Origin of the sequence: Streptomyces griseocarneus, from assembly GCF_014655595.1 — a bacterium.
Classification (GTDB): Bacteria; Actinomycetota; Actinomycetes; order Streptomycetales; family Streptomycetaceae; genus Streptomyces; species Streptomyces griseocarneus.
The window spans coordinates 563,953-578,373 of record NZ_BNBL01000001.1 but is presented as its reverse complement, the minus strand read 5'-3'; the positions used below and the strand labels follow the sequence as shown (position 1 = coordinate 578,373).

Below are 14,421 nucleotides of genomic sequence, written 5' to 3'. Positions count from 1 at the left end.
GTCGGCCGGTGCCGAGCAGGGCACCGGCCGGCGACCGCGAGGGTGGCTAGTTCGGGTGAATGGTGATCAGCTCTTTCGTCCTCAGCTCTTTCGTACGACGACGAAGTCCGCGAGCGCGGTCAGCTGCGCCCGGACCTCGGCCGGCATGTCGACCGCGCCCAGGGCCTGGATGGCCGTGGCGTGCTGGCGGCGGGCCTCCTCGGAGGTCCACTCCCGGCCGCCCGCCTCCTCGATCAACGCCGCGCGGCTGGCGAATTCTTCCTCGGTGAAGTGGGCGAGCTGAGCGTCGCTCAGCTTGGCGTCGGCCGCGAGGATCTGGGCGAGCCGCTCGGAGGCCGCGCCGCCCGCCGCGAGGGCGGCGACGACCGGGAGGGACTTCTTGCGCTGCCGCAGGTCGCTCCAGGTCTGCTTGCCGGTGGTCTCCGGGTCGCCCCAGATGCCCAGCAGGTCGTCGACGGCCTGGAAGGCGAGGCCGAGGTGGTAGCCGTAGGCCTCCAGGGTGTCGGCCGTGCGGTCGTCGGCGCCGCCGAGGACCGCGCCGATGGAGACCGCGCAGGCCAGCAGGGCGCCGGTCTTGTTGCCCTCCATCTCCAGGCATTCCTCGACGGTGACGCGCTCGCGGTGCTCGTAGGAGATGTCCTGCGCCTGGCCGTCGATCAGCTTGCGGGTGGCGGTGGTCAGCCGCCGGGTGGCCCGGCCCGCCTCGACGGTGCCGAGCTCGAGGAGCACCTCGTTGGCGAGGGCGAAGAGCGCGTCGCCGACGAGGATGGCCTGGGCCGGGCTGTACGCCTTCCAGACGGTGTCGCGGTGGCGGCGCTGCTCGTCGCCGTCCATCAGGTCGTCGTGCAGCAGCGAGAAGTTGTGCACGAGCTCGACGGCGACGGCGCCGGGGATGCCCACCTCGGGCGCGGCGCCCGCCGCCTCGGCCGAGAGCAGCGCGAGGGCGGGCCGGATGGCCTTGCCGCTGTCGCCGTGCGCCGGCCGGCCTTCGGCGTCGATCCAGCCGAAGTGGTAGGCGGCGACGGTGTCCATGGGTGCCGCGAGCCGGTTGACGGCGGCACGCAGCACCGGCGTGGCAAGCGTCCGTCCGCGCTCCAGCAGGGCGCGAACGCCCGCGGTGTCGACAGCTGGGATCGCCGATGTCACGGTCTCTCCTCTGGTGATCGTGCTCACGCGCGTCCCGCCTGCGGGAACGCGCGCCTTGATGGCTCGCTGGTTCATACCGCCGCCTCCCGAAGGGGGCTCCGGTGAGGTCGGCCGAGCTCGGAGAGTGCCGCGCCGGCGGCGTTCAGACCGCTCCGCACCGCGCTCTCCATGGTCGCGGGCCAGCCGGTGGCGGTCCACGCACCGGCCAGGTAGAGGCCGGGCGCGTTCGTGGGGGCGTCCGGCCGCAGCCGGCCGACGCCGGGGTCGGGGGCGAACGTCGCCGTGCGCTCCCGGGTGACGAAGAAGTCCCGCACGACCGCGCCCCGGGCCGCCGGCAGCAGCCGCTCGAGCTCGGGGAGGTAGCGCTCGCGCAGCTCGGCGACGGGCCGGTCGATGTCGTCCTGGGCGGCCGACTGGGAGACGGCAAGGTACTGGGCGCCGGGGTCGCGCTCGGCGAGCCCGGAGGAGTCGGTGCGGTCGAAGACCCACTGCACGGGGCTGCCGAGCGCCGCGAAGAAGGGCTGCCGCAGCACCGTGCGGTCGTAGACGACGTGGAGGTTGAGGATGGGGGCGGTGCCGATGCCGAGCAGCCGGTCGGCGTCGTCGAGGGCGCCCTCGGGCAGCAGGGCGTGGGTCTCGCGCTGGGGCACGGCGAGCACCACGACGTCGGCCTCGAGCAGCTCGGCGGCGCCGGGGCCGGACTCGGTGCGCACCTGCCAGCCGCCGCTGCCGACGCGCTCGACGTGGGTGGCGCGGGTGCGCAGGGCGCAGCGCACGCCCGCCCGGTCCAGGGCGGCGCGGGCCCGGGTGTCGTGCAGCTCGCCCAGCGGTACGTGCGCCCAGCCGATGTCGGCGGCCCCGGGCTCGGAGAGCAGGCCGGTCTTGAAGACCATGGCGGCCAGCCCCAGCGAGGACCGGTCGGCGGTGGCGTTGAGGGTGGCCACGCCCACCAGGTCCCACAGCGCCTCGACGGCACGGTCCGACTGGCCGTGGCGGTGCAGCCAGGCGGCGAAGTCCTCGCCGTCCAGCGCGGGGTCCATCGGGTCGAGTCTGCCCAGGGCCAGCGCGGCCCGGCCGACCTTGGCCCGCTCGGCGAGCGAGAGGTGCGGGTAGGTGGCCAGGCTGGCCGCCAGGTGCAGCGGCACGGGCAGGGCGGCACGGCGCAGCCGGCCCAGGCGGGGCCGTCCCGAGGGGTGGCCGACGTCGAGGACGGGCACGTCGAGGCGGTCCTGCAGGGGGGCCAGGTGCAGCGCGTCGACGCGGTCGAGGAACCACTGGTAGGCGGTGCAGCAGCGCAGGTAGACGTGCTGGCCGTTGTCGATGGTGAGGTCGCCGCGGCGGAAGGAGAAGGCCAGTCCGCCGAGGCGGGGCCGGCCCTCGAGGAGCGTGACGGACAGGCCTGCGTCGGCGAGCTCGAGGGCGGCGGTGATGCCGGCGAGTCCGCCCCCGATCACTACCGCGGCCGCCCCGTCGGGGCGGCCTGCCTCGTCTGTGCGGAGCCGGTCGGGCCGGGTCGTCGTCTCATGTGTCATGCGCCCACCCCCTCGGCTGATGTCAGGGACGCGCCGGTCGGGTGGAGGGTTGCGCACCGCTTGCCGGTGCCGGGACGGAGCATCAGGCGCGCCCCCTGGCGGTCTGCCGGTGGACGCTGCGCGCGTCGTAGCCGGACAGCCCGCGCACGGCCACGAAGGCCTTCTCCCGGCCGGGCAGGGAGACCCTGCCGCGCAGCACGGCGGCGGGCTCCTCGGCGATACGATCCAGCAGCCTGCGGTAGATGCCGGACATGGCGGCGACGCAGGCGCCGCTGCGCCGGTCGAGCATGGGCAGCAGCTTCATGCCCTCGGCGAACAGCGCGCGGGCCCGCCGGACCTCGAAGTGCACCAGCCCGGCGAAGTCGGCGCCGGCCGGGGGCCTGACGGAGTGGAAGCCCGCCGAGCAGCCGAACTTGGCGAGGTCGTCGGAGGGCAGGTACGTGCGGCCGTTGGCGGCGTCCTCGCGCAGGTCGCGCAGGATGTTGGTGAGCTGCAGCGCCAGGCCGAGGGTGTCGGCGTACTCGGGAGCACGCGCCGCGTCCCGGGCGCCGGGCACGGTGCCGAACACGCCGAGCGAGAGCCGGCCGATGGCGCCCGCGACGCAGCGGCAGTACCGGGCGAGGTCGTCCCAGGTCTCGTAGGTCTCGCCGCGCACGTCCATCTGGACCCCGTCGATGAGCTCGTCGAGCCCGCCGATGGGGATGGGGAAGCGGCGCACGGCGTGCGCGAGCGCGACGGCCACCGGGTCGGTGTCGTCCTCGTCGACGTCGCCCGCGCGGATCCGCTCGAGCGTGGTGCGGGCCTCCTCCAGGCGCAGCCGCTTGGTCTCGGGGTCCAGCGGCCCGTCGCCGATGTCGTCGACGCGCCGCGAGAAGGCGTACAGCGCCGACATGGCCCGCCGCTTGGCGGTCGGCAGCAGTCTGATGCCGTAGCTGAAGTTGCCGGCCTGCTGTCCGGTGACGGCCTCGCAGTAGCTGTACGCGGCGAGTACCGGTGCGGACGCGTGTGGCGTTCCGTTCACGGTCCCGCTCACCCCTCTCTTCGCAGTGTCGCCCCGGCCTCGCGCAGCACACTGAGCCTGGTGGCCTTGGGCGGTCCGGGGAGAACGTCGTATCCGGCGGCGGCGACCGCCCGGAGTGCGGCCCTCCCCCCGCCCACGAATCCCGCGAGCAACAGCTTCAGCCTGCCGTGGACGCTACCCACCAGGGGGGTGCCTTCATTCAGCAGGTGCCCGGCGCGTTCCGCCTCGTACGCGACCAGCGCGCGCACCGATGCGCCGCTGGTGGGGAGCGCCAGGTCGGCCTCGGTGACGCGGAAGCGCTCCATGTCGTCGGCGGGCAGGTAGACGCGGTCGCGCCGGAGGTCCTCGGCGACGTCCTGCAGGTGTTCGACGATCTGCAGGGCGGTGCAGACCGCGTCCGAGCGGCGGATCCGCTCGGGGCTCGCCGTGCCGGTGATGCCCAGGACGAGCCGGCCGACGGGGTTGGCTGACAGCTCGCAGTAGGCGAGCAGGTCCTCGTACGTGGCGTAGCGGCGCACCCGCTGGTCCTGGCGGTTGGCCTCGATGAGCCCGAGGAAGGGCTCCGGGGTCAGGCCGCACCGGCGGACGGTGGGCCGCAGGCGGAGCAGCAGCGGGTGGCGGGGGCCCGTGCCGGTGGTGTCGAAGACGCGGCGCAGGTCGGCCTCGAAGGCGTCGAGCATGGCGGTGCGGTCGTCCGTCTGCTCGCGGTCCAGGCCCAGCAGCTCCGCGTCCCGGCCGCCGGGGGCCAGGTCTCCGTCGCCGATGTCGTCGACGAGGCGGGCGTAGCCGTAGACGGCCATGAGGTCCCCGCGCCAGGCGCGCGGCACGAAGAAGGGCGCCACGGGGAAGTTCTCGTGCGCGGCCTTGTCGAGCACGGCGCGCGCGTGCGCGTCCGTCCCCGCGGTCATCGCGGGCTGCCAGGACCGGGGACGGCGTACGCGTCTCGCTTCTGGAGAGGCCCCGCAGCCGATACAGCCATTGCCGTCACATCTCCCGTTCTACACTGCCGACCCAGAACATCCTATTTCGGACACGCCGCAGGCCTGTCCCGCCATGGGGCTCCCCCTCGAGCCTCCCTCCGCGGCGCCCCCGCCGGCGGGCCGGCGCGGTTTTCGCCACGCCCCGCCACAAACGGCCGCAAATGAGCACGCTACAGCGTACGCCGTACAGGTGCCCGACGTCCGCCGGGGTACGTGCTTGATCCATACAATGCCACGCAGGACGTGAATCAACCCTGCCAATAAGGCAGTTGATCGACAAGGATGGGTCAAGGCCCCCGAGGGCGCGAGCCGACGGGGGCCGTGGACCACGGCGCGTCCGCGAACGGCTAGCGCGCCGTCTCCTTCTCGTAGGCCCGGACCACCTCGTCGGTCGGCCCGTCCATCAGCAGCTCCCCGCGCTCCAGCCACAGCACCCGGTCGCAGGTGTCCCGGATGGACCTGTTGTTGTGGCTGACCAGGAAGACCGTGCCGGCCTCCTTGCGCAGCTCGCGGATGCGGGCCTCGGAGCGCTTCTGGAACGAGCGGTCGCCGGTGGCCAGCGCCTCGTCGATCATCAGCACGTCGTGGTCCTTGGCCGCCGCGATCGAGAACCGCAGCCGGGCCGCCATGCCGGAGGAGTACGTGCGCATGGGCAGCGTGATGAAGTCGCCCTTCTCGTTGATGCCCGAGAAGTCGACGATCCCCTGGTAGCGCTCGCGGATCTGCTCGCGCGACATGCCCATGGCCAGGCCGCCGAGCATCACGTTCTTCTCGCCCGTGAGGTCGTTCATCATGGCCGCGTTCACGCCCAGCAGCGAGGGCTGGCCGTCGGTGTAGATCTTCCCGCGCTCGGTGGGCAGCAGTCCGGCGACGGCCTTGAGCAGGGTCGACTTGCCGGAGCCGTTGGAGCCGATCAGGCCGATGGCCTGGCCGCGGTACGCGGTGAAGCTCACGCCCCTGACGGCGTGCACCTCGCGCACCCCCGCTCCGGGCGTGCGCTTGATGATGCGGTTCAGGGCGGCGGTGGCGCTGCCGCGGCCTGTGTTGCCGCCGTAGACGCGGTAGACGATGTGGACGTCGTCCGCGATCACGGTGGGCACGGGTGCGGACGCCTGGGCGCCGGTTTTCGGATCAGCCACGGCCGTACTGCTCCTCAGCCTTCCAGAAGTACACGAAGCCCCCGAGCCCGACGAGCAGGGCCCAGCCGACCGCCAGCGCCCACACGTGCGGCGGCAGGTGGATCCGGCTGTGGTCGTCGATCAGCGACCAGCGCATGAGGTCGATGTAGACGGCGGCCGGGTTGGCGCTCAGCACGTCGATCACCCACTCCGGGGCGTGGTTGCTCTTCAGCGCGTCGGTCAGGCTGTACATCACACCGGACGCGTACATCCAGGTGCGCGTGATGAACGGCAGCAGCTGCGCCAGGTCGGGGGTCTTGCTGCCCGCGCGGGCGAGGGCCATCGCCAGCCCGGTGTTGAAGAGGAACTGCAGCACCAGGACCGGGACGACCAGGACCCAGGACAGCGCCGGCATGTGCCCGAACCCGATGAGGAAGACGAAGAGCACGCCCATCGACAGCAGCAGCTGCTGGAGCTGCTGCAGCGCGAACGAGATCGGCAGGGCCGCCCGGGGGAAGTGCAGGGCCCGCACCAGCCCCAGGTTGCCCGCGATGGAGCGCACGCCCGCCATGGCCGAGCTCTGGGTGAAGGTGAAGACGAAGACGCCCGTGATCAGGAAGGGGACGTAGGTACGGATCCCCATGCCCTTGCTCTGCTGCATCAGCAGACCGAAGATCAGGAAGTACACCGACGCGTTCAGCAGGGGCGTGGCCACCTGCCAGACCTGGCCCAGCTTCGCCTGGCTGTACTGGGCCGTCATCTTCGCCCGGGAGAAGGCGATGATGAAGTGCCGCCGGTCCCACAGCTGCCGGGCGTACTCCGGCAGGCTAGGCCGGGCCCCGCTCACCGCGAGGCCGTACTTCCTCGCCAGCTCGCCGGCGGAGAGACCGTCGTCGGGTGACGGCGGGGCACTCAGGGCGACCGCACTGTCGTGCGTTGTCTCGCTCACAGTTGACACTTTCGTCCTCAAGGTGCGCTGCCGGGGCGGGGCCCCGGACCGCGCCCGATGCTCTTAAGACACGAGCTTGTCAGATCACGGGCGGGCGACCCAGTCGGGTCAGGCGCCACACGGTACGCCACTTCATCGGCCGGCGCGGACCGCACGGAGCCGTCCAGCCCTCCTTGAAGCCGCCCATCCAGGCGCGCAGCGCGGCCGGGGACGGCCGGCGGGCCAGGGTCAGCAGCAGCCACACCCCGAGGTAGACGGGGACCAGCGGGGCGGGGAGGTTGCGCCGGGCCAGCCACACCCGGTTGCGGGCCACCATGCGGTGGTAGACGGCGTGCCGGCTGGGGGCGGTGGTCGGGTGGTGCAGGACCATGTCCGACCGGTAGTCGATCATCCAGCCCGCGTCGAGGGCCCGCCAGGCGAGGTCGGTCTCCTCGTGCGCGTAGAAGAACTCGTCCGGCAGGCCGCCGACCTCGGCGATGACCCGGGTGCGCACCGCGTTGGCGCCGCCGAGGAAGGTGGTCACCCGCGAGGAGCGCATCGGGTCCGAGGCGCGCAGCCGGGGCACGTGGCGGCGCTGGGTGACGCCGGTGTCGGGGTCGGCGATGCGGAAGCTGATGATGCCCAGCTTCGGATCGGCGGCGAATGCCTCCCGGCACAGCTGGGCCGTGTCCTGGTTCGGCAGCAGCCCGTCGTCGTCGAGGAAGAGCAGGATGTCGACGTCGCGGCCGGCCGGGCCGAACGCCTCGATGCCGACGTTGCGGCCGGCCGGGATGCCCACGTTCTCGGGCAGCTCGACGGTCCGTACGGCCAGGCCCGGGACGTTCAGCTCGGGCAGCGGGGAGCCGTTGCCGACGACGGCGACCTCGATGGGGTCGCCGGTCTGCTTGGCGACCGACTCCAGCAGCGCGCGCAGCTCGTCGGGGCGGTTGCCCATGGTCAGGACGACCGCGCCGACCTTCGCGGGGGCGCTCATCGCAGCCTGCTCGAGGCGAGGACGGACACCAGGTGCAGCAGCGTCTGGAGGACCGCGATGCCGGCGAGGACGGCGGTGCCCAGGCGGGTGAAGAACAGGTCCCCCCTGCTCGCGTCCACGATCGCGAGGAGCAGGATCAGCAGGGACGCCTCGATGCCGAGGATCAGCCGGTGGAACTTCAGCGCCGCGGCGGCCTTGCGGGCCAGCGCCATGCCGGAGGAGCGCGGCTCGGACGCCGCCTCCTTGACCGGCGGCAGCCCGGCCTGGTGGCGGGCGACGCCGACGAGGTCGGTCTCGGCCTTGATCAGGACGGCACCGAGCGCGGCGAGCGTGCCGAGGAAGGCCCACAGCCAGTCGATCCGGCCGCCGCCCCACAGGTCGGCGGCGCGCAGGCCCAGGCCGAGGAGGACCGCGGCGTCGCACAGGTAGGCGCCGACCCGGTCCAGGTACACCCCGGAGTTCGAGTACTGCTTCTTCCAGCGCGCGATCTCGCCGTCGACGCAGTCCAGCAGCAGGTAGAGCTGGACCATGACGACGCCGAGCACGGCGCCCGGGATCCCCGGCACCAGCAGGGCCGGGGCCGCGAGGACGCCCGCGACGGTCATCAGGTAGGTGAGCTGGTTGGGCGTGACCCTGGTGTTCACCAGGTGACGGTCGACCCGCAGCGAGATCTCCCGCATGTACAGGCGGCCCATCCAGTGCTCGCCACTGCGCCGGTCCTTCACCCCTTCGGGGTGGACGACCGGGCGGAGTTCAGCGACTGATGGTTTGTGCATAGTCGGCGTATGCGTCCCTGATCTGGTCGGTGGAGAGGTCGAGGTGCTCCAGGATGGTGTACCGCCCGGGGCGGGTCTGCGGCGCGAACTCGACGGCCCTGACGAACTCGTCGTCACTGAAGCCGATCTCGCCCGGCAGCACGGGCAGGCCGTGCCGGCGCAGGACCTCGACCATCAGCGCGGACTCCTCGTGGGCCCCGCGCAGGTGCATCGCGAAGGCGGCGCCGAGGCCGCACTGCTCGCCGTGGCTGGCGGCTCGCTTGGGGTAGAGCAGGTCGAAGGCGTGGTTGATCTCGTGGCAGGCGCCGGACGCCGGGCGGCTGTCGCCGGCCACCGACATCGAGATGCCGGTGAGCACCAGGCCCTCGGCGAGCACCTGCAGGAGGCCGTCGTCGCCCACGCCGCCGGGGTGGCGCAGCACGGCCTCGCCGGCCTGCCGGGCGATGGCGGCGGCCAGGCCGTCGATGTCCTCGCCGCGCTCGCGGTGGGCGAGCTCCCAGTCCGCGACGGCGGAGATGTTGGAGATCGCGTCACCGATGCCGGAGCGGACGAAGCGGACCGGGGCCTCACGGATGACGTCCAGGTCGATCACGACGGCGATGGGGTTGGGCACGCCGTACGAGCCGCGCCCGGCGTCGTTGTCGAGGGTGGCGACCGGCGAGCACAGACCGTCGTGCGAGAGGTTCGTGGCCACGGCCACCAGCGGCAGGCCGATGCGCGCCGCCGCGAACTTCGCGCAGTCGATGATCTTGCCGCCGCCGAGGCCCACGACCGCGTCGTAGTGCCCGGACTTCATCGCGTCGGCGAGCTTGATCGCGTCGTCCAGCGTGCCGCCGCCGACCTCGTACCACGAGGCGCCGGGCAGCGCCGGGGCGAGCCGCTCGCGCAGCTTCGCCCCGGAGCCGCCGCTGATGGCGACGGCCAGCTTGCCGGAGCTGGAGATCCGCTGGTCGGCGAGCACGCTCGCCAGATCGTCCAGGGCTCCGGCACGGATGTCGACGACGACCGGCGAGGGGATGAGCCTCGTCAGTACTGGCACGCGATCTCCCGGCCCTTGGCGAGGTCGTCGTGGTTGTCGATCTCGACCCACTTCACATCGCCGATGGGGGCCACGTCGACCTTGAAGCCGCGGTTGACCAGCTCCTGGTAGCCGTCCTCGTAGTAGAGGTCGGGGTCGCGCTCGAAGGTGACCTTGAGGGCGTCGGCCAGGTCGGCGGCGGCCTCGCCCTCGATCAGGGTGACACCGATGTACTCACCGGTGGCCTCGGCCGGGTCCATCAGCTTGGTGATCTTCTGGACGCCCTTGTCGGGGTCCACGACGACCTTCATCTCCTCGTCGGCGAGCTGCTTCACCGTGTCGAGGGCGAGGATGATCTTCTGGCCGTTGCCGCGGGCGGCGAGCAGGGTCTTCTCGACGGAGACCGGGTGCACGGTGTCGCCGTTGGCGAGGATCACGCCGTCCTTGAGGGCGTCCCGGCCGCACCACAGGGAGTAGGCGTTGTTCCACTCCTCGGCCTTGTCGTTGTCGATCAGGGTGAGGCTCAGGCCGTACTTGGCCTCCAGGGCCTCCTTGCGGGCGTACACGGCCTCCTTGCGGTAGCCCACGATGATCGCGACCTCGGTCAGACCGATCTCGGCGAAGTTGGCCAGGGTGAGGTCGAGGATGGTGGTGTCACCGTCCACCGGCACCAGGGCCTTGGGCAGAGTGTCGGTGTAGGGACGCAGACGCCGTCCGGCGCCGGCGGCCAGCACGAGGCCGATCATGCGGGTTCTCCTGTTTCGTCGTGTACTGCGGGTGCCCCGGAGGACACCCAGAAGCGGATGCTCTCGCTGAGCACCACGAGGGCGATGGCGGCCGCGAGGACCGTCAGCGCGATGGTGAAGCCTTGACCGTGCCACAGGGCGGCCGCGATGGTGACCGCCAGGACCCGTCCCTCGTGTCCGCCGATCGCCCGCACCAGCCAGTGGGGGGGCGCGCCGGTGCCACCGCGGATGCGGTACACCGTGTCGTAGTGATGGTAGGCGACCGCGGCCACCAGGCCGAAAGCCGCAGGGAGGGCCCCGTCCGCCCCGGATTTCGCCGCGAGCACGAGGATCATGCCGTACTCGGCGGCCCTCAGGACGGGCGGTACGAGCCAGTCGAGGGGGCCCTTGAGGGGGTGCGCCACGGCGACGCCCGCGAAGACGGCGTAGACCACGGCCTGCAGGACGGCCCGCCAGGTGCCGGCGTTGCCGGCGAAGAGCGGACCGACGAGGAGGGAGGCCGCCGCCAGCAGCGCCCAGAAGGGCGCGCTGTAGGCCGTGGCGGGCACCGTGCGGCCGACGCTGCCGGCCGCGAGCTCGGCCAGCGGGCCGGAGTCGGCCAGGTCCGCCAGTGCCTGCGCGGCGCGGTCGGTCCGCTTCGCCTTACGGGTCAGGGAGCGCAGGACGCGGCCCGCGGTGGTGTAGCAGGCGGCGAAGGCGCAGCCGATCAGCAGCACGTAGAAGACGGTGCGGGGGGTGGTGAGCGCGGTGAGGACCGCGATCAGCGCCCAGCGCTCGCCGATGGGCAGCACGATCATGCGGCGGACCCAGACGGTCCAGCCGACGCTGTCGAGGCGCCCGGAGAGGGCGGCCGTCGGGCTCGTGTTGGCCGTGGCGTCGTGGTTCGCCTCGTTGAAGGCGAAGTCGACGACGTGCCGGCAGGTCATGAGGACCATCGCGCCCAGCGCCAGCGCCCACACGTCGTCGCCGCCGCGGGCGGCGCCGAGCGCCAGGCCCGCGTAGTAGGCGTACTCCTTGGCGCGGTCGAACGTCGCGTCGAGCCAGGCGCCGAGCGTGGAGTACTGCAGGGAGTAGCGGGCGAGCTGGCCGTCGGTGCAGTCCAGCACGAAGGAGGCGATCAGCAGCACGCCGGCCGCGACGTACCCGCCCCGGCTGCCGGTGGCCGCGCAGCCGGCCGCGATCAGCGCGGTGAGCAGCGAGGCCGTGGTGACCTGGTTGGGGGTGAGGCCCCGGCGGGCGCACCAGCGGGCGATGTAGCGGGAGTACGGGCTGATGAAGAAGGTGGTGAAGAACCCGTCGCGGGACTTCACGGCGGCCCGCAGCCGGACGGCCTCGTCGTCGACGGCCCCGACCTCGCCCAGCGTCTTGGCCCGGGCCTCCTCGCCCTCGGGCACGGCGGCGACGAGGACGCCCAGCTCGGGGCGGTGGACGGCGATGCCGTCGGCCTCCATCCGGGCGGCGAGCTCGCCGGGGCCGGCGGCGCGGGAGGCGGCGGAGGCGAGCGCGGCGCGCGCCTCCGGCTGGGCGCCGAGGGCGCCCTCGACGGCGGACGCCGGGAAGCGGGGGTCGGTCAGGGCGAGCCGCAGGGCGTGCACGTGGCCCACGAAGCGGGGGTCGACCACGGCGACCCGCTCTCCGGCCGGGACCGCGGCCAGCTCACCGGCGATGCCGGCGGCGGACGCGAGCGTACGGACGTCGAAGCCCAGCGACCGCAGGTCGTCCTCGAGGGAGGAGCCGGCGGGCGGCGGACCGGTGAGGATGGCGGTCGACAGACGAACTCACTCCTTGCGGCTGGCGTGGCCGCCTCGGGGCCGCGGTTGACGGCGGGCAGCGGGCGTGGCGCGCCAGGGCCCCGGCGACGGGGCGGGGTGCGGCACGTCGGCAGAGGCTATCGGATCAACGGAAGCCGCCGTTCACCGCACGTGCACCCGTGCGTCCCGCCACTGACAGGACGCACGGGAGGCGCCCGTGGTTCCCGGAAGGCGTCCGTCCGGGCGGGCCCGCCCGGAGGAAACGTTTCCGGTCGTCCGGCTCGATTAGGGTGCCGTGCATGACGTGGCTGATCACAGGCGGAGCGGGGTACATCGGGGCGCACGTGGCGCGGGCGATGACGGAGGCCGGGGAGCGGGTGGCCGTCCTGGACGACCTGTCCTCGGGCGTCGCCGGCCGGCTGCCGCGGGAGGTCCCGCTGGTGCGGGGCTCGGTGCTGGACCGCGCGGTGCTCGACCGGGCCTTCGCGGAGCTGGGCGTGACGGGCGTGGTGCACCTGGCGGCCAAGAAGCAGGTCGGGGAGTCGGTGGAGAAGCCGCTGCTCTACTACCGGGAGAACGTGCACGGGCTGACCGTGCTGCTGGAGGCGGTCGTCGACGCGGGCGTCGGCAGCTTCGTCTTCTCCTCCTCGGCGGCCGTCTACGGCATGCCCGACGTCGACCTCGTCACCGAGGAGACGCCCTGCCTGCCGATCAACCCGTACGGCGAGACCAAGCTGGCCGGCGAGTGGCTCGTGCGGGCGACCGGCGCCGCGCACGGCATCTCCACCGCCTGCCTGCGCTACTTCAACGTCGCGGGCGCGGCCCGCCCGGAGCTGGCGGACACCGGCGTCTTCAACATCATCCCGATGATGTTCGACCGGATCACCCGGGGCGAGCGGCCGCGGATCTTCGGCACCGACTACGACACCCCCGACGGCAGCTGTGTCCGTGACTACATCCACATCGAGGACCTGGCCACCGCGCACCTGGCCGCCGCCCGCCGGCTGGCCGAGCGGCCCGGCGCGGGCGATCTGACGCTGAACGTCGGCACCGGGCACGGGGTGTCCGTCCGCGAGATGGCGGACCTGATCGGCGCGGTCACCGGCCGCACGGACCTGACGGCCGAGACCGGGCCACGCCGTCCGGGTGATCCGGCGCGTGTCGTCGCCTCCGGCGAGCGCATCGCCAAGGAGCTCGGCTGGCGGGCGCGGCACGACGTGCGGAGCATGGTCACTTCGGCGTGGGAGGGCTGGTGCCTCCACCACCCCGAGGCGCGCCGCGGCTGACCGCACGGAACCGGCCGGCAGGACATCGCCGCAGGTCAGGGCAATGACAACGGTGTTCAGTGCCGCGTTGCCCGATACCCCCCACCCGTAGTTCACTGGGCCTCGGCCGGCACCCCGCCGGCCGCTTCGAGGCACACGTTTCGGGAGGCGGCATTCATGGGAGCGGGGCACGACCACGGCCACTCGCACGGGGGACCCCCCGCCGGCATGAGCGGCACCGCGGCCGCCGCGTACAAGGGACGGCTGCGGATCGCGCTGGGCATCACGCTGACGATCCTCGTCGCGGAGATCGTCGGCAGCGTGCTGACCGGTTCACTGGCGCTGCTCGCGGACGCCGGGCACATGGCGACGGACGCGGTCGGCGTCTCGATGGCGCTGGTGGCGATCCACTTCGCCAACCGGCCCCCCAGCGAGCGGCGCACCTACGGCTACGCCCGCGCCGAGATCCTGGCGGCGCTGCTGAACTGCCTGCTGCTGCTCGGCGTCGGCGGCTTCATCCTCGTCGAGGCGATCGACCGGCTCATCACCCCGGCCCCGGTGCCGGGCGGCACGACCGTGATCTTCGGCCTCGTCGGCCTGTTCGCCAACCTCGTCTCGCTGGCGGTGCTGATGCGCGGCCAGAAGGAGAGCCTCAATGTGCGGGGGGCGTTCCTCGAGGTCCTCTCGGACGCGCTGGGCTCCCTCGCGGTGGTCGTCTCCGCCCTTGTGATCATGCTCACAGGGTGGAGCCAGGCGGACCCGGTCGCCTCGCTGCTGATCGGCCTGATGATCGTGCCGCGCACGCTGAAGCTGCTGCGCGAGGCGCTGGACGTCCTGCTGGAGGCCGCGCCGAAGGACGTGGACATGGCGGAGGTGCGGGCGCACATCATGGCGCTGCCGGGCGTGGAGGACCTGCACGACCTCCATGTGTGGACCATCACATCGGGCATGCCGGTGCTCTCGGCGCACGTGGTGGTCGACCCGGCGCGGCTGGACTCCGCCGGGCAGGAGAAGATGCTGCACGACCTGCAGGGCTGCCTGGGCGAGCACTTCGCCGTGGAGCACTGCACCTTCCAGCTCGAGCCGAGCGGGCACGCCGCGCACGAGGCGAGGCTCTGTCACTGAGCTCCCGCCCGCCCGGCACTG

13 protein-coding genes are annotated in these 14,421 nt (G+C 72.8%); 2 read left to right on the top strand and 11 right to left on the bottom strand.

Features of this window, described 5'->3' with window-relative positions:
• Positions 1 to 81: 81 nt before the first annotated feature.
• The 11 genes from IE295_RS02440 to IE295_RS02390 form a co-directional block, all read right to left on the bottom strand.
• On the bottom strand, positions 82 to 1,146 hold the full coding sequence (locus IE295_RS02440; RefSeq protein ID WP_372478797.1) for a polyprenyl synthetase family protein: 1,065 nt from the start codon (positions 1,144 to 1,146) through the stop codon (positions 82 to 84).
• Between the two features lie 71 nt (positions 1,147 to 1,217).
• Positions 1,218 to 2,678 carry a hydroxysqualene dehydroxylase HpnE gene (gene hpnE, locus IE295_RS02435; RefSeq protein ID WP_190061715.1) on the bottom strand — a complete coding sequence of 487 codons (1,461 nt, stop codon included), beginning with the start codon at positions 2,676 to 2,678 and terminating at the stop codon, positions 1,218 to 1,220.
• Positions 2,679 to 2,760: 82 nt separating this feature from the next.
• A complete protein-coding gene (gene hpnD, locus IE295_RS02430) occupies positions 2,761 to 3,711 on the bottom strand; it encodes a presqualene diphosphate synthase HpnD (protein ID WP_190061714.1) in 951 nt (316 codons plus the stop codon).
• On the bottom strand, positions 3,708 to 4,607 hold the full coding sequence (gene hpnC / locus IE295_RS02425; RefSeq protein ID WP_190061713.1) for a squalene synthase HpnC: 900 nt from the start codon (positions 4,605 to 4,607) through the stop codon (positions 3,708 to 3,710). The genes hpnD and hpnC overlap by 4 nt, the downstream gene beginning before the upstream one ends.
• 419 nt (positions 4,608 to 5,026) lie before the next feature.
• Positions 5,027 to 5,818 carry an ABC transporter ATP-binding protein gene (locus IE295_RS02420; RefSeq protein ID WP_086568478.1) on the bottom strand — a complete coding sequence of 264 codons (792 nt, stop codon included), beginning with the start codon at positions 5,816 to 5,818 and terminating at the stop codon, positions 5,027 to 5,029.
• Positions 5,811 to 6,746 (bottom strand): ABC transporter permease, encoded by a 936-nt coding sequence (locus IE295_RS02415; protein WP_190061712.1) that lies wholly within the window; start codon positions 6,744 to 6,746, stop codon positions 5,811 to 5,813. Before IE295_RS02415 ends, IE295_RS02420 begins: the two co-directional genes overlap by 8 nt.
• Positions 6,747 to 6,825: 79 nt before the next feature.
• Complete coding sequence (locus IE295_RS02410) at positions 6,826 to 7,719, bottom strand: glycosyltransferase family 2 protein (RefSeq protein WP_190061711.1); 894 nt, start codon at positions 7,717 to 7,719, stop codon at positions 6,826 to 6,828.
• Positions 7,716 to 8,495, bottom strand: coding sequence for a CDP-alcohol phosphatidyltransferase family protein (locus IE295_RS02405; protein WP_190061710.1), 780 nt, complete (start codon positions 8,493 to 8,495; stop codon positions 7,716 to 7,718). The genes IE295_RS02410 and IE295_RS02405 overlap by 4 nt, the downstream gene beginning before the upstream one ends.
• A complete protein-coding gene (locus IE295_RS02400; RefSeq protein ID WP_190061709.1) occupies positions 8,473 to 9,534 on the bottom strand; it encodes an iron-containing alcohol dehydrogenase family protein in 1,062 nt (353 codons plus the stop codon). Before IE295_RS02400 ends, IE295_RS02405 begins: the two co-directional genes overlap by 23 nt.
• Positions 9,522 to 10,259 carry a phosphocholine cytidylyltransferase family protein gene (locus IE295_RS02395; RefSeq protein ID WP_190061708.1) on the bottom strand — a complete coding sequence of 246 codons (738 nt, stop codon included), beginning with the start codon at positions 10,257 to 10,259 and terminating at the stop codon, positions 9,522 to 9,524. The genes IE295_RS02400 and IE295_RS02395 overlap by 13 nt, the downstream gene beginning before the upstream one ends.
• The gene (locus IE295_RS02390; RefSeq protein ID WP_190062368.1) at positions 10,256 to 12,031 is read right to left on the bottom strand and encodes a DUF5941 domain-containing protein; all 1,776 of its coding nucleotides are present in this window, start codon (positions 12,029 to 12,031) and stop codon (positions 10,256 to 10,258) included. The genes IE295_RS02395 and IE295_RS02390 overlap by 4 nt, the downstream gene beginning before the upstream one ends.
• Before the next feature lie 278 nt (positions 12,032 to 12,309).
• On the opposite strand from IE295_RS02390, the gene galE reads away from it, so the two are divergent.
• Complete coding sequence (gene galE / locus IE295_RS02385) at positions 12,310 to 13,296, top strand: UDP-glucose 4-epimerase GalE (protein ID WP_190061707.1); 987 nt, start codon at positions 12,310 to 12,312, stop codon at positions 13,294 to 13,296.
• Between the two features lie 156 nt (positions 13,297 to 13,452).
• Complete coding sequence (locus tag IE295_RS02380; protein ID WP_190061706.1) at positions 13,453 to 14,400, top strand: cation diffusion facilitator family transporter; 948 nt, start codon at positions 13,453 to 13,455, stop codon at positions 14,398 to 14,400.
• Positions 14,401 to 14,421 lie beyond the last annotated feature (21 nt).

Coding starts and splice junctions, on each gene's coding strand:
- IE295_RS02380 (WP_190061706.1), top strand. CDS start 13,453: ATGGGAGCGGGGCACGACCACGGCCACTCGCACGGGGGACCCCCCGCC.
- galE (WP_190061707.1), top strand. CDS start 12,310: ATGACGTGGCTGATCACAGGCGGAGCGGGGTACATCGGGGCGCACGTG.
- IE295_RS02405 (WP_190061710.1), bottom strand. CDS start 8,495: ATGCACAAACCATCAGTCGCTGAACTCCGCCCGGTCGTCCACCCCGAA.
- hpnC (WP_190061713.1), bottom strand. CDS start 4,607: ATGACCGCGGGGACGGACGCGCACGCGCGCGCCGTGCTCGACAAGGCC.
- IE295_RS02395 (WP_190061708.1), bottom strand. CDS start 10,259: ATGATCGGCCTCGTGCTGGCCGCCGGCGCCGGACGGCGTCTGCGTCCC.
- IE295_RS02410 (WP_190061711.1), bottom strand. CDS start 7,719: ATGAGCGCCCCCGCGAAGGTCGGCGCGGTCGTCCTGACCATGGGCAAC.
- hpnE (WP_190061715.1), bottom strand. CDS start 2,678: ATGACACATGAGACGACGACCCGGCCCGACCGGCTCCGCACAGACGAG.